Source organism: Paenalcaligenes niemegkensis, from assembly GCF_022230885.1.
In the GTDB taxonomy this organism is placed as follows: Bacteria; Pseudomonadota; Gammaproteobacteria; order Burkholderiales; family Burkholderiaceae_B; genus Paenalcaligenes; species Paenalcaligenes niemegkensis.
On sequence record NZ_JAKGCT010000001.1, the window covers coordinates 167,542 to 185,133 of the forward strand.

A 17,592-nucleotide genomic window follows, 5' to 3' on the forward strand; every position below is an offset into this window, starting at 1 on the left:
CCTGTAGGCAGCTCACGCTCTCGGTCTTCTAGATCCCATATCTTGATCTCATAAGCCGCCCCCCTCGCCCGCAAGTCGAGACCCAAACATCCTTTGGATCATCCGGATGAGTGTATTGATGGGAAGAATTCTCAGTCATTCCATAAATATTTTGAGGAGTAATTCCTTGATCAACGAATGCTCTGGCGACAACTTCCGGTATAGGAGCGCCCGCCATGTAAAACACTCGAACGGCACCCATTTGCGTTAGATTTCGGATTTTTTGTTCAGCCAAAATATCCATCGCATGTGTCGGCACCCCAAGCACATAGGTAGCACCGGTTTCGATGATCCAATCCAGACGCGTCTGGCCAGGTTCTGGATCATCGACAACCAATGCTGCTCCGCAAGACAGCCATTGCGCCAAAGCCACCCAGGCGATGTGATGTGACAAGGGGCTAAGCGTAAGAATGACATCGTTAGCCGAGAGCGACCAGTCACGCGCCAGATCACGCCCATTAGCCAGCAGCGTATTGGAAGAATGCATCACGCATTTGGGCTTACCCGTAGTACCAGACGTGAATGCCAGATAGGCTACGGAGTCTGGATTTTCATGAATGCATTCATATACTCCGGTAATGTGCAGAGGGAAGTTTTTGGGCTTATATACTTTCTTCAGAAAAGGCAGTTGCGCCAGCATAGAATCAAAATCCTGCTGAGTCCTGTCTGCCCCCAACCTTCCTCGGTAACCAACGCGCTGGACTTGAGTTCGGTCAGCAAGTCAATTATCTCGGCGCAGGTATAACTTCGATGCAATGAAGGGTTGCAAGCCGCACCAATGCGCGAGCAAGCTAAAAATGCAATGATGACTTCGACTCGGTTCGACATCCAGATGGATACTCGGTCACCCGCACCTATTCCACGCGAAAGCAGATCATCGGCGAGTGCATCTACCCGCGCCATTAAGCTGCTCCAGTCAAGAAAAGTCCGACTATCACGCAAAGCACCGGCCGACGGCCTCTGTTCTGCATACTTACGCATCAGCGTATAGAAAGTATCCGTCGTCCAAAGCCCCTGCTCATAAAATTGCCTACTAGTGGTTGGATCATGCAAAGTCAAAAATGGGCGCATCATAAACCCCATAAAAAGGTAAAAACGTGAATATTCAGCCTAGTAATCATCGTGATGAAGCCCCTGCCTTTGATCTATGCAAAGCCGACAATATATCCTCTGTGTGTTGGCCCAGAGTTGGTGGCGCTGAGCGCGGAGTCGATGATTCACCATCGATACGAATACCCAGCCCCACCTGTGGCAACAACTGCTCTCCATCCTTAAGCGTAAAGAACAGACCACGCTGCTGGAAGGCCTGATCATGTGCGGCCTCATCAACGCGATTCAAAGGGCCGGCAGGTATACGCGCTTCTGCGAAGACGTCCAGCCATTGCCCACGCTTACGATCCAGCAGGATTCGCTGTATGTCCGCAACAATTTCACCCCGTCGAAGCCGACGATCTGCATTGCTCCGGAACTCAGGACGCTCGGCATAGTCAGGCTCGCCCACAGCATGCCAAAACCGTTTCCAGATTGCGTCCGAGCCCAAGCCTAGATTCAGTGGCTCATCGGCTGTGTTAAAGCTCTGATAAATGGCAATCACGCTATCGGTGCCCCCTGAGCGTGTAGGAACCTCGCCAGAGCCCAGATAGCTAGATATTCTGCATGTCAAAAAACGTGCCATACTTTCAGCCAAACTGACATCAATCTTTGCTCCTTTACCGCTACGCTGGTGATTCAACAAGGCCACCACCGTGGCCATAGCCGCATCTTGACCTGCCAACATATCAGCAGCAGGCGCACCGATCTTCTGAGGGGCGCTGTCCGCTGCCCCCGTCAAATCCATAACCCCAGAATACCCTTCTGCAATCAGGTCATAACAGGTCAGTTCGGCACGTTCACCATCCAGTCCAAAACCGGTAATTGCCACAAAGATCAGGTCTTCTTTTATGGTTTTTAAGGTTTCATAATCGATACCAAGCTTGCGTTGTATATCGAGAGGCTGATTACAAAACAGCACATCAACCTGCAATAAAAGTTCGCGAAACTGCGAACGCCCCTCATCCCCTGTCATATCTATAACGACACTCTTTTTATTACGATTAACCGCCGTAAACCATAAAGAATGACCATTCAAAAAGGGAGGGCCCCAGCGGCGAGCGTCATCCCCATTAGGTCGCTCTACCTTGATCACGTCAGCACCAAAATCCGACAGCAGCATGGTGCCATAGGGCCCGGCAACTGAAGTCGTCAAATCCAAAATGGTATATCCAGCCAGCAATTGGAACCCATCACCCACATCCCGCACCGGCAGCCTCAGCCAGGGTGCTTCGGCCTGATCCGAAATTTTTACGACACTAGCGTCTTTCATCTCGCCTCCTATGACTCTCATAGTCGGTATACACGCAAGACTCGTGCCAGAAGGCATCAAAGCTGATGCCGGTCCCATTCTATCCGTTGATTTTCTTGTAAAGATACGTTCTGGATATGCCGAGGTATTCTGCTACTTTTTTCTTATTACCATTAAATCGCAGCATAGCCTCGTTCATGATTTCACGCTCATAGCGGTCAAGCGCATCACGCAACCCCCTCCCTCGCCGATTTCACCACCTGCTAAAGACGCCCCCCTGAACACCTTCAATATCATCTTTATTGCCAGCAGATTTAAAGTCGGTCACCCTAAGACGATCGTCCTCGCAAAAGACAAAGGCCCTTTCGATTACATGCCTCAATTCGCGCACATTACCGGGCCAAGTACGTTCCATCAGATGGTCCAGAACCGCCACATCGACTTCCGGAATCTTGCGGCTGTATTGCGTTGCAAACTGCGATAAAAAGTGATTCAGCAACAAGGGGATATCTTCTAGGCGATCAGCTAAAGCAGGCATCTGAATCACGACGGTACTAATCCGATAAAAAAGATCTAGTCGGAACTTTCCTTGCTCTACGAACTCTTCAAGATTGCGATTGGTGGCAGAACAAAGGCGAAAATCAATATGCTTAGGGTTACCTCCTCCAACCCTCTCGACAATCCGATCTTGCAAGACGCGGAGTAATTTCGCCTGGACCTCAAGCGGCATATCACCGATCTCATCCAGAAACAATGTACCTTTTTCGGCTTGCTCAAACTTACCCGCACGACCTTTCTGATCGGCCCCCGTAAATGAACCCGCCTCGTAACCAAATAGCTCACTCTCGACCAACTGGGCCGGCAACGCCGCAGCATTCACGGTCACCAAGCGCTCTTGACTACGAGCACTAAGCATATGCAAGGCCTGGGCAACCAGCTCTTTACCGGTTCCACTTTCGCCCTGAATCAGCACGGGGATATCGAGTGGTGCAATTTTTCTGATCTGATCACGCAAATACATAATGGCAGGACTGCACCCTACAATGACATCTAGGTAGGACTCATTCTGACGGTTTTTACGTGCTTCACTTCTGTAGCTTTCAATTTCTTGCTCTAGCGCATTAATACGACGCGACAACGCCTCTACCTGCTGCGGGCCTTTGAACATCACCCGCCCAATGGCCCCCACCACCTTCCCGTCGTGTCGGATAGGGTGTCGCGAAACCACGCGCTCTCCACCCCGCATACGCTGAATCTGACCAATCTCGGCCACACCTGTGCGAATAACGTAATTCAAACGTGTGTTCTCGATCACATCCGTTACTTTCTGTCCGACCCCTCACCCTCTTTAAGACCAAAATACTTCTCATGGATAGGTGAAACAAAAACCAGACGTTCTTTGGCATCAATCATCACCATGGCATCGAAAGGATCGAGCAGTAGGTGTTCAATGATGTCAAAGGCGAAATCGACTCCCATCAGAAATTTCAGAACAGTTTCACTATAGCCTCCAAAAAAAACAACAAGCGTGCCTTCCTCTAAAGCTGTCACGATCGCTATATAGTGCGCGTCCGTAAACGTAACCACCTGCAGACGCCGTTCCAGCGCCTCGTGCAGCCAGCCTTGATCCATCAGCAACGCACGCACTCGTGATTGCGAGGCGGCACCGATATGGGCCTGTATCTTTCCCGACGGATCCAGCAGAGCAACACCCAAGACTCCACTGCCAACCAAATCCACCTTATTTTCTGTCATATCTCCACCCAAAACCCAGCTTGATCATCTTCAGCGTCTTGCTGGCAGTCAAAGGTTAACTAGCGACGGATCGCCATAATTAATGATTTTTAATTAAAAACCTGCTCCGAAGGATAATGTCTTCGCTGTGGTCACTTTGTCAAACAAATGATAAATAAATAGCAAACACACGCTTTTTTTGTACACGAATCAAACATATTTATAATTTGGCATGATTCTTGCGTGTAAAACTAAAATACTGCCGTTAGACAGATCCTATAGAACGTTGTGGATAGGATAAGAAGTAGCCAGAGGAGGCTCCGATGGATATAAAGGTTAACCTTGGAACTCAGCAGCAGACCAGCCAATCTCTGCTTATTAGTCACCAAGCCATACAGGCGGTCGAAATCCTGGAGTATGGACAAGAAGAGCTTGAAGCATTCTTACGTGAACAGCTGGACAGCAACCCCTTGCTGCGCTTATCTGCTTCCGTGAATGAGGCGCCAGCCCCTGTCGAGCTCTATCCTCGCAACTATGCCAGTACAGGATTTCGTTCTATAGACGACGAGCTGCCGCCATGGGTTGAATCCATCAGAGTTGAAACCAGCCTGCGCAATCACCTGATTCAGCAAGTTGCCGTACTCAGGGGTTCACCCGACCAACAAAGCCTTGCGCTGTATCTGATCGACTCCCTAGAACCCGACGGCTATCTGCGCTCCCCTTTGGAAGACTTGGCTGAACTGCTGAATATTCCTTCGAACATGCTCGAAGAAGCCCTGCACACCGTGCAGACACTGGAACCCGTCGGGGTTGGCGCACGCACTCTGCGCGAATGCCTGTGGCTTCAGCTACGGAGCCAAGACCGCCTTTGTCCAACCACAGAAATATTACTTGCAAATCTGGACTTGATCGAACAGGGCGAAATCAATCGGCTCGCCAAACGCTGCAAGGTGTCTGTCGATAAGCTTGGGGATCTTCTGGAATCATTGCGAAGACTGAACCCCAAGCCCGGATACCAATTCAGCGTCGATTTCGTACAACCAGCATTGCCTGACATTATTGTATCCGCAAGCGTCGAAGGCCGCATTCGTGTAGAAGCCAATCATGCACTGCTGCCACGCCTGATGGTGGATCGCGAATATTTCACCGAACTTTCAACCCAAATGCACAAACGCGAAGACAAAGACTTTTTGCAGACCTGCTTGCGCCAAGCTAACACTCTGGTCCACCATCTAGATCAAAGAATGCAAACAACACTCAAAATTGCGACGGAAATCATTAAAAATCAGGCAGATTTCCTCTATCACGGAGACAGCCATCTTCGGCCATTGCTCCAAAAAGACATTGCGCGGGTTCTAGGTTTGCACGAGTCTACAGTCAGTCGCACCATCGCTAATAGATACATGCTATGCCCTCAAGGCCAAGTGCCATTCAAGCATTTTTTCTCTGACTCCTTGCAAGCGCAAGACGTGGCAGCGTCAGCCATCCGGCATCGAATCAAAAATCTGGTTGCAAGCGAAACACATGATTCAATTCTGTCGGACGAAGCCATCGTCGACACCTTGCAAGAGGAAGGCATACAAATCGCCCGTCGTACAGTAGCGAAGTACCGCAATCAGTTAAGCATTCCGTCATCAGCACAACGTCGCAGGCGGATGCGCCTGCCTTGGCATATAAGCCAAACAGCAAAACCATCCCTCGCAGACAGTGTCGCCGCCGCTCCTATCAACTGACATGGGCACGAACACCGTAACCTCCACACAGGAAGAACCAATGCCACCCTTAAAAGACATTCTCGTTCTAGACTTCAGCACTCTGCTACCTGGGCCAATGGCTACCTTATTTCTAGCCGATGCCGGTGCACAAGTCATTAAGATAGAACGACCTCCTACTGGCGACGACATGCGCCTTTATCAACCAGCGGTCAATGGCGAAGGGATCAACTTCGCTATGCTCAATCGGGGAAAATCCAGCCTTTCAATCAATATCAAAGAGCCTGGCGCACTGGACCGACTGCGCCCCTTACTGGAAAAGGCCGATATTATCGTCGAGCAATTTCGACCAGGCGTCATGGCTCGGCTAGGTCTGGGCTATGAAGATATCCTAAAGATTAATCCCGATATCATTTACTGTTCGATCAATGGCTGGGGCAGCACGGGCCCGAAGTCAACGGCTGCAGGCCACGATTTGAACTATATGGCTGAAACCGGGGTGCTGGGCCTAAGCGTAGACGGCACAGGGGGCCCTATCCTGCCTCCCATCCTGGCCGCCGACATCGCAGCTGGAGCCTATCCGGCCATGATCAATATGCTGCTGGCACTTAGGCAGCGTGATCGTACAAAAAAGGGGTGCTGGATCGAAGTCGCCATGGGCGAGAACCTCTTTCCATTTCTGTATTGGGCACTAGGCAATGCCCACGCTCTGGATCAATGGCCCGCAGCCGGCGGCGAGACCGTTACAGGAGGCTCCCCACGCTACCAGATCTATCGCACGCGCGATAATCGGCATCTTGCAGCTGCTCCACTTGAAGATAAGTTCTGGGCGAATTTCACAAAAATACTTAAACTGCCTCCAGAACTTGTTGACGACAGCCTTAACCCCCAGGCCACCCGAGATGCCATCGCGCAAATCATTATCAGCAGGGATGCTGCCGACTGGATGGCGGCGTTTGAAGGGGTCGATGTGTGCTGCTCCCTCGTACTAACTTTGCAAGAAGCCATGCAGGATCCACATTGGTCTGCCCGAGGCGTTTTTAGCAAACCCCTGACTCTCGGTGACAAGACGGTTCCCGCCTTGCCATCAATCATTTGCCCAGAGCTTCGAGACCCCGATGCCATAGCTCGTTCACCAGAACTGGGTGAACTTAACACTTAGCAATAAGACTTAGCCCCCATCAAGGGGCTATTCTCATACTCGTTCCAACACAATCGCGATGCCTTGCCCCACACCAATACACATAGTGACCAGAGCATAACGACCGCCGACTTCATGCAAACGATTAATCGCCGTTGTGACTAGTCGTGCACCGCTAGCCCCCAACGGATGACCCAAGGCTATCGCCCCACCCCAGGCATTGACCCGGACATCATCATCGGCTAAGCCCAGTAAACGCAATACTGCCAGACCCTGAGCGGCAAAAGCCTCATTGAGTTCAATCACATCCATTTGCTCAAGACTCAACCCAGTCTGTTCAAGTACTTTCATGGATGCGGGTGCCGGACCTATGCCCATCACTCTTGGCTGAACCCCGGCTGCAGCCATACCAACCACTCGGACACGCGGCGTCAAGCCAAACCGTGCGGCCTGTGTCTCATCAATCAAAAGCAGCGCACACGCACCATCATTGACTCCACTCGCATTGCCAGCCGTCACCGAACCATCCGGCCGCACCACCCCCGTAATTTGGCAAGCGTGTCCATATTCGTCAAACGCGGGTGTTCATCAACATCCACAATGAGTGGATCACCTTTTTTGTTGTATGTATACCGGTGTAATTTCCCGTGCTAAATGACCTGCAAGTTGGGCTGCACGCGCCTTTTCCTGACTAGCCAGGGCCATGCAATCTTGATCGTGACGACTAATGCCGTATTCATCGGCTACATTCTCGGCAGTCTCAGGCATGGAGTCTGTCCCATACTGCGCCGCCATCAAGGTATTAACGAAGCGCCATCCGATGGTCGTATCATATATAGCGTTAGCACGAGAGAAAGCAGCCCCAGCCTTAGGTACTACAAACGGCGCACGGCTCATGCTTTCAACACCTCCAGCCAGAATCAAGCGTGCTTCACCCGCCTTGATCGCACGTGCCGCCGTACCTACCGCATCTAAACCTGAACCACACAGTCTATTAATTGTCATCGCTGACACGCTTTCCGGCAAGCCTGCAAGCAACGTCGCCATGCGAGCAACATTACGATTGTCCTCTCCAGCCTGATTAGCGCAACCCATTAACACATCATCAACAGCATTCCAATCCACACCTGGATTACGGCTCATTAATGCGCGCAGGGGCACCGCGGCTAGGTCATCGGCACGCATATCCGATAGCGCACCACCATAACGGCCAAACGGGGTTCGTATAGCATCACAAATAAAGGCCTGACGGCTCATAAAGACTCCTCAATAAACGGTCAACATAAAATGTTTACCGTTATATCCACGCAAGATTCGAGCCAAGTCATCACCTACTGAACAATCACCTAAAATCGCAACCAGCGATATATACACATCGAGGACAGAAGAGCGTGTCTGTAGGCGTCGCTGCTAGCTGCTCCCCTCTTGAGAGAGTTTTCTTCAGAAATAGTTAGTGTTTTATCAGCGAAGAAGATTGGCATGATATTTGCGTGATGTTCTATCAACACTCACAACAGTATTCAATGCATATATATAAAACCATTGGGACTCCGGTACTCATACTTATCGCAATAGATACAAGCTGTGGGCTTAGCACGGACGCCGAAGATCCAAGAGTGTTGAAATCGGTACTTATGACAATGATGGCCTATTAAAAACAACCTAGGAAGAACACATGACATTCAAAGAAATACTCTACGAAGAAGATGGACCAATCGGGACGATTACCCTCAATCGACCCGAGGATGGGAATATGTTTACACCGCTTATGTGTGATGAAATTCGCGACTGCATCAATAATATTCGCCGGGAAACACGTACCCGCGTGATTGTTATTACAGGCGCAGGGGATCGTTTTTTTGTTTAGGCGGCCGCAAAGATGGAATGGAGGACTCTTTGCTCTATGCCGGGGTGCTACCTGTTCTGGATATGTATGAAAGCATTGATCGTTTACAGAAGCCAGTCATCGCATCAGTGAATGGATATGCTGTTGGCGGGGGTAACGTACTACAAATGGTTTGCGACATCACGATATCTGCAGACACTGCAATGTTTCGGCAAGTTGGCCCCATGGTCGGCAGTTTCGATGCAGGTTATGGAACTTGGTATTTAGAAGATTTGGTAGGCAAAAAACGGGCTAAAGAAATCTGGTACAGGAATCCAAAAATTTCGCCACAAGAAGCATTAGAAATGGGCCTAATCAATAAAGTTGTCCCCGCTGGAGACTTACGTTCAGCTACCCAAACAATGGCGCTTGAAATCGCCGATCGAGGGTCAGTAGCTCTTGCTGCTATCAAGAGCGCCTTTAATGCTCGTCATGGAGGCGTAAGTGGATTATCACGCATGGCACATGACGTATTGCTAAGGAGCTATCTAGAAACAGACGAACACAATGAACTAGCCACTTCGTTTGCCGACCGAAGAAAACCTGATGCGTCGCGCTTTGGGCACTGAACAACAAAGCAAAAGTAGACCACTTTGATCAGGAATCGTATGACACACACGGTAACAACGCTCAGTGATGTAAGGCCTACCGCAGACATGAGGTCAGGATGATCCCGACACAAATAATGCTGGTAAGGCGAATTGTTGAGCGCCAGTCGCAATAAAAGCATCTCTTAAAAACAGCGAGGAGTACAAAAATGAAATTCTTTAAGTTATCCCACTTGAGCTTGGTTTTAATGAGCAGTTTATCTGCATTATCATCCGTTCATGCCCAAGCCGTTGAACCGTTCAAAATTGGCGCTATTGTCGATATGACCGGCGTCTATTCCGCCCATGGCGGCCCTGGCGTTGTTACTGCAATCAAAATGGCAGTCGACGACTTCGGCGGCGAAGTATTAGATCGTCCCATCGAAGTTTTATCTGCTGACTATCAGAACAAACTGGACATCACCATGGCCCGGGCGCGCCAATGGTATGACCGAGATAACGTCAGCGTTATTATCGAATCCACTGACTCCGCTTCTTCTCTCGGGTTACAAAAGCTCGGAAAAGAGAAGAAAAAAATGACTATTTTCGCAGGGTCCGCTTCATCTGCCCTCACAAATGCTGAATGCTCACCCTATGGCATTCACTATATTTATGACACACACGCTCTGGCACACGGTACTGGTGCAGCCGTTACACGCGAAGGTGGCAAAACATGGTTCTTCATTACGGCCGACTATGCATTTGGGCATTCACTAGAAAAAGACACCAGTGAGGTTGTAGTAGAAAATGGCGGAAAAGTTTTAGGCAAAGTACGTGCTCCCTTATTTAGCTCAGATTTTTCGTCTTATCTACTCCAAGCTCAGGCTTCAGGGGCGGATGTAATTGGCCTTGCTAACGCAGGCACAGACACACAAGTCTCTGTGCGCCAAGCCTCCGAGTTCGGCATTACACAATCTGGTCAAAGCTTGGCCACCCTACTGGTATTTATCAATGATATCAAAGGTATGGGGTTAAATGCTGCGCAAGGACTACAGTTCACTACTGGCTACTACTGGGATAAAAATGACGATACACGAGAGTGGTCAAATCGTTTTTATGAATTACACAATGCAATGCCATCCATGGTGCAAGCGGGTGCATACTCGGCCACGATGCACTATTTAAGCGCAGTTCAAGCAGTGGGTACAGATGACGCAGAGGTCGTAGCAGCTCAGATGAAAGAAACCCCTATTAATGATTTTTTCGCACCGAATGGGAAAATTCGAGCCGATGGCCGCATGGTTTATGACATGATGCTGGTCGAAGCCAAAAAGCCATCTGAGTCCACCAGCGAATGGGATCTACTAAAGATCAACACAATAATTCCTGGCGATGAGGCCTATCTTCCGCTGTCTTCGAGCGTCTGCCCATTAATTAAACAATAAAACGCTAACGTCGTAGCGGTTTAATCGAAAGACGCTCGATCGTTTCGATTAAACCATCCTAAAGTTAATCCCCCTGCCCTACAGCCAAATCCATATTAATTTTGGAGGCACCGTCTTATGAACGAGTACATTCTTGAAACTCAAAATTTAATTAAAGAATTTGAAGGTTTCGTAGCGGTAAACAATGTAAATCTGCAAGTTAAGCGTGGAAGCATTCATGCTCTTATCGGTCCAAATGGCGCGGGTAAAACGACGTGCTTTAACTTGCTCACCAAGTTTTTAAAACCGACCTCCGGTAAGATTTTTTCTGTGACACAGAAATCACACATGAAAATCCTGCGGATATTGCCAAGCACGGCGTTATTCGTTCCTTTCAAATCTCAGCCGTCTTTCCACAGCTGACTTTACTGGAAAACGTACGCATCGGGCTGCAGCGCGCTACAGGTCAATCTATGCATTTCTGGCGTAGCCAACGTGTTTTATACCGGCTAAACGACCAAGCTATCGCCTTACTGGAGCGAGTCGGTTTAGCTCAATATGCAAATCATCCAACTGCCAGTTTGCCATACGGACGTAAACGCGCTCTAGAGATCGCCACAACACTTGCTATGGATCCTCTATTAATGTTACTGGACGAACCCACTCAAGGAATGGGTCATGAGGATGTTGAACATGTAACGGAGTTGATTGAGCAAGTCAGTGAAGGACGCACCATCCTCATGGTAGAGCACAACATGAACGTTATCTCGTCGATTGCAGACAGAATTACCGTACTAGCCCGCGGAGCGGTATTAGCTGAAGGAAACTATTCCGAAATATCCAGCAACCCGGCAGTAATAGAAGCTTATATGGGAACTACTACTGAAACTCAAGAGGCCAAGCTATGAGTATTGCTGCTCTTGAAATTAGCGGATTGAATGCGTGGTATGGAGAATCCCATGTTCTCCACGGTGTGGATCTTAGCGTAGCGCAAGGCGAGATAGTAACTCTTTTGGGCCGCAACGGTGCAGGGCGAACTACCACCTTGAGAGCCATATTAGGTCTTACGGGTACTCGCAAAGGATCAATTCGAATCCACGGGACAGAGGCTATCTATTTGCCTACACATCGAATTGCTCACTTAGGAATCGGCTACTGCCCAGAAGAAAGAGGAATTTTTTCCGCTTTAACATGCGAAGAGAATCTTTTACTGACACCCAAAGTAAAACATGCCCAGGATGGCGGAATGTCCCTAGATGAAATCTATGGCATGTTTCCAAACCTTAAAGAACGTAAGCTTTCTCCGGGCACAAGGTTATCTGGTGGTGAACAACAAATGCTTGCCGTGGCGCGGATATTGCGTACAGGAGCCAACTTATTGCTCTTAGATGAAATTTCTGAAGGCCTAGCACCGGTTATCGTGCAGGCACTTGCAAGGATGATAACGACGCTGAAATCCAAAGGCTACACGATTGTGATGGTTGAACAAAACTTCCATTTTGCCGCACCGTTAGCTGACCGCTTTTATGTAATGGAGCATGGCCAAATTGTGGAGGGTTTTGCAGCGCATCAACTCGCGTCCAAACAACAACTACTTAAGCGCCTGCTGGGTGTTTAAAGAAAAGAATCCCGCATTGAAATTAAAGGAACTCGTCTCTATGACACAACTCAAGGCGATAGCTTGTGTTTCCACTAATACGGATTTACTTACGACATGACTGCTCTATTTGGTATCCCTATTCAAGCTTTGTTCGGTCAACTTCTACTAGGGCTGGTTAACGGTTCATTTTACGCAGTCCTGTCGCTCGGGCTTGCCGTTATATTTGGTTTGCTCAATGTAATTAATTTCGCGCACGGTGCGCTGTATATGCTAGGCGCATTTGTCGCCTGGATGGGGTTTCAGTATCTAGGTCTTAACTATTGGGCCATGTTACTACTCGCGCCTGCTACGGTTGGGCTATTGGGTATTTTTCTAGAACGTACTTTAATACGACGATTGTACCGATTGGATCATTTATACGGTCTTCTATTAACTTTCGGCTTTACGTTACTTATTGAAGGGATCTTTAGAGGTTCCTATGGCGTATCGGGGAAGCCATACCCCACACCTGAATTGTTGCAAGGAGGCCTAAATTTAGGTTTTATGTACTTGCCAATCTATCGCTTGTGGGTAGTAATTGCTTCACTCTTTGCGTGTTTTGGGACTTGGTTCATTATCGAAAGAACCCGCCTTGGTGCACTACTACGCGCTGGCACAGAAAACCCTAAGCTAGTAGAGAGTTTTGGCATTAATGTCCCCTTAATGGTTACCTTAACATACGGTTTTGGGGTAAGCCTGGCCGCCTTTGCAGGAGTGTTGGCAGCCCCAATACTTCAAGTTTCTCCGCTAATGGGCACTAATTTGATTATTGTTGTTTTTGCTGTTGTCGTTATTGGGGGCATGGGTTCGATTTTAGGATCAATCGTGACAGGCTTGGGGCTGGGGGTTATCGAGGGCCTTACAAAAGTATTCTGGCCCGAAGCCTCCAATACAGTGGTCTTTATCATAATGGTAATTGTTTTATTAATACGTCCTAACGGGCTTTTTGGAAAAGAATCATGAACCGACAATTACTTGGTTTTTTTGCGGCCATACTCATCCTTGCTTTCTTACCAGCGTTAGGTGCTTATCCAATTTTTGTCATGAAGATAATGTGCTACGCCTTATTTGCGTGTGCGTTCAATCTTTTACTGGGCTACACCGGTTTACTGTCATTTGGCCATGCCGCATTTCTAGGGGAGCTGCGTATGCAACTGGCCACGCATTATCCACATGGGGCTGGTCAACTTTTTTGGACTGTTGTTCGGTACAGGGATTGCAGCGGTCATGGGTTTGATCATTGGAGGTTTGGCTATCCGACGTAGCGGCATTTATTTCGCAATGATTACACTTGCTATGGCTCAGATGGTATATTTCTTTTTTCTACAGGCCCCCTTCACTGGTGGCGAAGATGGGCTCCAAGGAATTCCTCGTGGCACGCTTTTAGGTTTCGATCTTAATAAAGACATCAATTTATATTACGTAATTCTTACCATTTCATTAGCGGCCTACGCTCTAATATGGCGTATTGTGTGCTCTCCTTTTGGTCAAGTGTTGGGAGCTATACGAGAAAACGAGCCACGCGCTATCTCTTTGGGCTACAAGGTTGAACACTTTAAACTGGTGACCTTTATTCTTTCAGCGGGGCTTGCCGGTCTTGCTGGGGCAATGAAATCACTGGTATTTGTTTCTGCAACGCTAGGTGATGCAGCTTGGCAAATGTCCGGTTTGGTTGTACTTATGACTCTGATAGGGGGACTGGGTACTTTGATTGGCCCTGTAGTGGGAGCCTTCATCGTCGTTATACTTGAGAACAAAGTTGGTGATTTTGGCCATTATCTAAGTCAGGTGACAGGTATACAAGCCTTTCAAATTTTAGGAGAATCCGTCACCATAGTGATTGGCCTAATCTTTATTTTATGCGTTATGACATTTAGGCGTGGCATTGTCGGGGAACTTCTAAACCTTGTACGTATACGTCAGCAGACTCAGACTAATTGAGCCCATCCTCAAAAAGACTACGTTCTCTATTTACTATTACCTTACCGCTTGACAGCCTTGTTTCCAATCCCTGCTCCCAACTAGGGGTTGGAAACTGCTTAGTCCGTGCCCCTAATGAAATACCAATTAAACTCTCTCTGCATTTCCGAAAAAACTAGAGCCTTTTAAATGCTCTATATATGCAAAAAGCTCACTTCAATGATGAAGTGAGCTTTTTTGGGTGAGGCCAGAGGCCACATGACGAACTCTGGTTTTAGCACAAGACCAAACTACTTGGCTAGACCCTATAGACTTACAAAGGCACGACCCGGGTAGGACCGTTACCGCTTAATAAGCGTACACGCTGGCCTGAAGTAAACTGGATATCGGCTGCTTGTGCAATGACGCGGGTCTCTCCGTTATCCAAGCGGACGGTTACTTCCAGACCCTGGGTTTTCCCGGTTTGGTTTTCTACCGCTGTGCCGGCTAACCCGCCCAATAGGGCTCCGCCAATCGTGGCTAGTATCTGACCCCTTCCGCCACCGATGCTGCTTCCCGCAACACCACCCAGAGCGCCACCGGCTACAGTACCGACACCCGACGACTGTTCATTTTGAATTACGATCGCGCGGGTCGACACGACTGTGCCCATGCGTACAATTTGCTCACGCTGAGCTTGCCCGTAACTATATACGTTGCTGGAAGCGGATTTGTTGGCGCAACCCGCAATAAATACCAAGGGCGATACCGCCAGTGCAACAATGGCGAAGCGGCGTGCCGCTGTTTGCATAAAACCTAGATTGGACATAGGTGACTCCGATAACACTCCGTGAGGAGCAAAATTTCCGCGCTAAGCCTACACAAGATTAAAACGTACGTTCTATTCCGTAATGCTGCTTAAGTAGCTCGCTAACCTCGCGTTTGGAAGGTTTGTGATTTTGCGGGCCTTGTGAGGCTATTTTAATACTACCCATCACGTTTCCAAGGCAACAAGATTCGTAAAGATTCCAACCTTTTGTTAAGCCGTACAATAAGCCTGCACGATGGGAATCGCCGCAGCCGGTAGGATCTGCCAGCTGGGAAACCTGTATAGCATCAATATGTGTTTGAGTACCTTCAGTGTATAAAGTTGCACCTTCTGCTCCACGTGTAATTACAACTGCTTGCATAGTCGCAGCAATCTCGTCCATGGATTTTCCGGTACGTTGAGCAATCACCTGCCCCTCATAATCGTTGGCCGTCAGTATTTGTGCCAAATTCAGCATTTTATTCAGATCGTCACCCGTGAACAGAGGCATGGCCTGGCCTAAATCGAACACAAAAGGTGTTCCCTGCGCGTGTAAGCGTTCAGCATTCGCAAACATGCCTTCACGGGAATCGGGAGCCACAATGCCCCATGCTGCATCCTGACCCGTTAAGTCGTTCTCGCTGGAAAAACTCATCGCGCCCGGATGAAAGGAGGCAATCTGATTGCCGTCCAGATCTGTAGTAATGAAACACTGCGCCGAAAAGGTATCTGCCTTTATCATCACCATTGAAGTGTCGATATTGAGTTCGCGCAAATAATGCAGATAGTCGTTGGCATCAATACCCACCGCACCGACCGGTACAGCATGCGCCCCCAGCAGGCTCAAGTTATACGAGATATTGCCTGCGCATCCTCCGTACTCTTTACGCATGCTGGGAACCAGAAATGAAACGCTGAGCGACTTTACGCTGTCGGACAAAATATGTTCTTTAAAATGTCCATCGAATACAGCAATGGTATCAAACGCCAACGAACCGCAAACCAGAATACGCTCAGACATGTACTTACCTAGGAAAAATATTTATCAATTTTGTAGCCGTTGATGCGCTTGCCACGAGAATCAATAGGCAAGGTGAACTCTATTTCGTCAAACGCGCCAAAGGCGTTCTGTAATTGCTCAGGCCGTAGATAACGCTGCGGAGGGATTTCCAGTCGCGATATCACCGCCGTGGATATATCGCTGAACGTCACGATAAGCGTAGGCCACTCTTGCTTTCGCTTATAGTCATTACGCAGTCGAATACGCAGGTTATAAAGGTCTTGTGCTGACCCGCTTCCAGCTTGTAGCTGCAGAGACGACGAAACAATGTGTATGTAATTGATGCGACGCTCGTAAGCGACCTCGCAGCCCAGCTGATTGCACAGGGACTCCAGCGCCGGCCGTGTAACCGGCAGTTGGTTAGCAACCTGGTTTCTGAACACATACAGCAGTTGCAAGATGAGTACCCCGGCGAGCAACGCCAAGACCATAATCCAAAATAGCCGACCTGCCCGCTGCGAAAAAGAATACTCAGGAGCGTCGGCTCTATTGTCACCCAAGTCGGGTTTCAGCACTGGATCGACATAAATAGTGCCGGGGTGCGCAGGAATCGCATCGTGAGCGAATTCGTCATCATCTGCCCGATTCGAGACATAGAAGCCATCGTCACTTAACAAAGGCTCGTCTTGCGCAACGGACAGTTTCGGCTCGTCGGCGGTGAGATCTTCCAGTGCCGCAGAATAGCCGTGGCTCCGTAACTCATGCTCAGCAGGTGGGGGTGGTGCTGCTGCTATTGGCGGATGCTCGACGACGGGAGTATTGTCGTGCGCCGTCAGGTTTAAGGCGGGCTCTACATCATCGCTGGGGGCAATAAAATGACGCCGGTCTGAGCGTATTACCTGCGGAGCAGTGTCGGGCTGAGACCGGATCGCTATTAACGGCTCTGCTGCACGCACCACGCCAGGCACATCAGCATAAAATCTGGGCTCATCAGCTTCTGTTGAGGCACTTAAGTCATCGTCAGATCCGATATAAGGCGCTGCTGTATCAGGCTCTGCGTCTGTGATCTTCAGATCACGCAGGGTAGCATCATGCAAAACATGGGCAGGCCCCGTAGAGGACGGGTCAGCCTGAGTACTCCACACAGAGTCAGGTACAAACGGTTCCGAGAGCTCTGCTGATTCTGACTGGAGTGGCTGCCGCCATACAGGCTCTGCGCTGCCTGATACCGGCGAAGGCAGCACGGGCGGTAATGGCTCGGTAGGTATTTGCTCGGTAGGTATTTGCTCGTCGTCAGGAACTACTTCTTCGAAGCCATCAAAAATATGCGCACAGTTGACGCAACGGATGAAACCCTTACGGCGCTGCAGATCGGCCACGCTGGCGGAAAACCTGCTTTTACAACGTGGACATTGAGTAGTGAGTTCCATAATGCTGCACTCG

At 49.1% G+C, this 17,592-nt stretch carries 15 protein-coding genes and 4 pseudogenes; 8 read left to right on the forward strand and 11 right to left on the reverse strand.

Annotated features, from left to right (window positions below):
• Positions 1-28: 28 nt before the first annotated feature.
• The 6 genes from L1889_RS00820 to L1889_RS00840 all read right to left on the reverse strand — a co-directional run bounded on the left by L1889_RS00820 (position 29) and on the right by L1889_RS00840 (position 4,135).
• Positions 29-679 carry an AMP-binding protein gene (locus L1889_RS00820; RefSeq protein WP_257793791.1) on the reverse strand — a complete coding sequence of 217 codons (651 nt, stop codon included), beginning with the start codon at positions 677-679 and terminating at the stop codon, positions 29-31.
• Positions 655-1,122, reverse strand: coding sequence for an AMP-binding protein (locus L1889_RS00825; protein ID WP_308217573.1), 468 nt, complete (start codon positions 1,120-1,122; stop codon positions 655-657). Before L1889_RS00825 ends, L1889_RS00820 begins: the two co-directional genes overlap by 25 nt.
• 34 nt (positions 1,123-1,156) lie before the next feature.
• Positions 1,157-2,401 carry a CaiB/BaiF CoA transferase family protein gene (locus L1889_RS00830; RefSeq protein ID WP_238663466.1) on the reverse strand — a complete coding sequence of 415 codons (1,245 nt, stop codon included), beginning with the start codon at positions 2,399-2,401 and terminating at the stop codon, positions 1,157-1,159.
• Between the two features lie 79 nt (positions 2,402-2,480).
• Positions 2,481-2,615 carry a helix-turn-helix domain-containing protein gene (locus L1889_RS18985; protein WP_372870953.1) on the reverse strand — a complete coding sequence of 45 codons (135 nt, stop codon included), beginning with the start codon at positions 2,613-2,615 and terminating at the stop codon, positions 2,481-2,483.
• 18 nt (positions 2,616-2,633) lie between these two features.
• Positions 2,634-3,695: a sigma-54 interaction domain-containing protein gene (locus L1889_RS00835; protein WP_238663467.1), complete on the reverse strand. Its 1,062-nt coding sequence runs from the start codon at positions 3,693-3,695 to the stop codon at positions 2,634-2,636.
• 5 nt (positions 3,696-3,700) lie between these two features.
• A complete protein-coding gene (locus L1889_RS00840; protein ID WP_238663468.1) occupies positions 3,701-4,135 on the reverse strand; it encodes a hypothetical protein in 435 nt (144 codons plus the stop codon).
• Positions 4,136-4,437: 302 nt separating this feature from the next.
• On the opposite strand from L1889_RS00840, the gene rpoN reads away from it, so the two are divergent.
• Both rpoN and L1889_RS00850 read left to right on the forward strand, forming a co-directional pair.
• A complete protein-coding gene (rpoN, locus tag L1889_RS00845; RefSeq protein ID WP_238663469.1) occupies positions 4,438-5,847 on the forward strand; it encodes an RNA polymerase factor sigma-54 in 1,410 nt (469 codons plus the stop codon).
• A 40-nt stretch (positions 5,848-5,887) separates the two neighbouring features.
• Complete coding sequence (locus L1889_RS00850) at positions 5,888-6,988, forward strand: CaiB/BaiF CoA transferase family protein (protein ID WP_238663470.1); 1,101 nt, start codon at positions 5,888-5,890, stop codon at positions 6,986-6,988.
• 33 nt (positions 6,989-7,021) lie between these two features.
• Here L1889_RS00850 and L1889_RS00855 read toward each other — a convergent pair whose 3' ends face one another.
• Complete coding sequence (locus tag L1889_RS00855; RefSeq protein WP_308217578.1) at positions 7,022-7,435, reverse strand: thiolase family protein; 414 nt, start codon at positions 7,433-7,435, stop codon at positions 7,022-7,024.
• A pseudogene (locus L1889_RS00860) lies at positions 7,436-8,224 on the reverse strand (thiolase family protein); the annotation flags it as partial.
• 511 nt (positions 8,225-8,735) lie between these two features.
• Here L1889_RS00860 and L1889_RS00865 point away from each other — a divergent pair.
• From L1889_RS00865 to L1889_RS00890, 6 genes and pseudogenes are all read left to right on the forward strand, one after another.
• Positions 8,736-9,421, forward strand: a pseudogene (locus tag L1889_RS00865) (enoyl-CoA hydratase-related protein).
• Positions 9,422-9,609: 188 nt separating this feature from the next.
• On the forward strand, positions 9,610-10,824 hold the full coding sequence (locus L1889_RS00870) for an ABC transporter substrate-binding protein (protein WP_238663471.1): 1,215 nt from the start codon (positions 9,610-9,612) through the stop codon (positions 10,822-10,824).
• A 117-nt stretch (positions 10,825-10,941) separates the two neighbouring features.
• Positions 10,942-11,711, forward strand: a pseudogene (locus L1889_RS00875) (ABC transporter ATP-binding protein).
• Entirely contained in the window at positions 11,708-12,421 is a 714-nt protein-coding gene (locus L1889_RS00880) for an ABC transporter ATP-binding protein (RefSeq protein WP_238663472.1), read from the forward strand. Before L1889_RS00875 ends, L1889_RS00880 begins: the two are co-directional and overlap by 4 nt.
• A 96-nt stretch (positions 12,422-12,517) precedes the next feature.
• Positions 12,518-13,405, forward strand: a complete 888-nt coding sequence (locus tag L1889_RS00885; RefSeq protein WP_238663473.1) for a branched-chain amino acid ABC transporter permease — start codon at positions 12,518-12,520, stop codon at positions 13,403-13,405.
• Positions 13,402-14,383, forward strand: a pseudogene (locus tag L1889_RS00890) (branched-chain amino acid ABC transporter permease). The gene L1889_RS00885 and the pseudogene L1889_RS00890 overlap by 4 nt, the downstream one beginning before the upstream one ends.
• 292 nt (positions 14,384-14,675) lie before the next feature.
• Here L1889_RS00890 and L1889_RS00895 read toward each other — a convergent pair.
• From L1889_RS00895 to L1889_RS00905, 3 genes are all read right to left on the reverse strand, one after another.
• A complete protein-coding gene (locus L1889_RS00895) occupies positions 14,676-15,152 on the reverse strand; it encodes an outer membrane lipoprotein (RefSeq protein WP_238663620.1) in 477 nt (158 codons plus the stop codon).
• A gap of 76 nt (positions 15,153-15,228) precedes the next feature.
• Complete coding sequence (locus tag L1889_RS00900) at positions 15,229-16,170, reverse strand: carbohydrate kinase family protein (RefSeq protein ID WP_238663474.1); 942 nt, start codon at positions 16,168-16,170, stop codon at positions 15,229-15,231.
• Between the two features lie 8 nt (positions 16,171-16,178).
• Complete coding sequence (locus L1889_RS00905) at positions 16,179-17,579, reverse strand: zinc-ribbon and DUF3426 domain-containing protein (RefSeq protein ID WP_238663475.1); 1,401 nt, start codon at positions 17,577-17,579, stop codon at positions 16,179-16,181.
• Positions 17,580-17,592: the final 13 nt, after the last annotated feature.

Bases quoted from the DNA above. Each gene is read 5' to 3' on its own strand.
- L1889_RS00820 (WP_257793791.1), bottom strand. From the start codon at position 679: ATGCTGGCGCAACTGCCTTTTCTGAAGAAAGTATATAAGCCCAAAAAC.
- L1889_RS00825 (WP_308217573.1), bottom strand. From the start codon at position 1,122: ATGGGGTTTATGATGCGCCCATTTTTGACTTTGCATGATCCAACCACT.
- L1889_RS00830 (WP_238663466.1), bottom strand. From the start codon at position 2,401: ATGAAAGACGCTAGTGTCGTAAAAATTTCGGATCAGGCCGAAGCACCC.
- L1889_RS00840 (WP_238663468.1), bottom strand. From the start codon at position 4,135: ATGACAGAAAATAAGGTGGATTTGGTTGGCAGTGGAGTCTTGGGTGTT.
- rpoN (WP_238663469.1), top strand. From the start codon at position 4,438: ATGGATATAAAGGTTAACCTTGGAACTCAGCAGCAGACCAGCCAATCT.
- L1889_RS00850 (WP_238663470.1), top strand. From the start codon at position 5,888: ATGCCACCCTTAAAAGACATTCTCGTTCTAGACTTCAGCACTCTGCTA.
- L1889_RS00870 (WP_238663471.1), top strand. From the start codon at position 9,610: ATGAAATTCTTTAAGTTATCCCACTTGAGCTTGGTTTTAATGAGCAGT.
- L1889_RS00880 (WP_238663472.1), top strand. From the start codon at position 11,708: ATGAGTATTGCTGCTCTTGAAATTAGCGGATTGAATGCGTGGTATGGA.
- L1889_RS00885 (WP_238663473.1), top strand. From the start codon at position 12,518: ATGACTGCTCTATTTGGTATCCCTATTCAAGCTTTGTTCGGTCAACTT.
- L1889_RS00895 (WP_238663620.1), bottom strand. From the start codon at position 15,152: ATGCAAACAGCGGCACGCCGCTTCGCCATTGTTGCACTGGCGGTATCG.
- L1889_RS00900 (WP_238663474.1), bottom strand. From the start codon at position 16,170: ATGTCTGAGCGTATTCTGGTTTGCGGTTCGTTGGCGTTTGATACCATT.
- L1889_RS00905 (WP_238663475.1), bottom strand. From the start codon at position 17,579: ATGGAACTCACTACTCAATGTCCACGTTGTAAAAGCAGGTTTTCCGCC.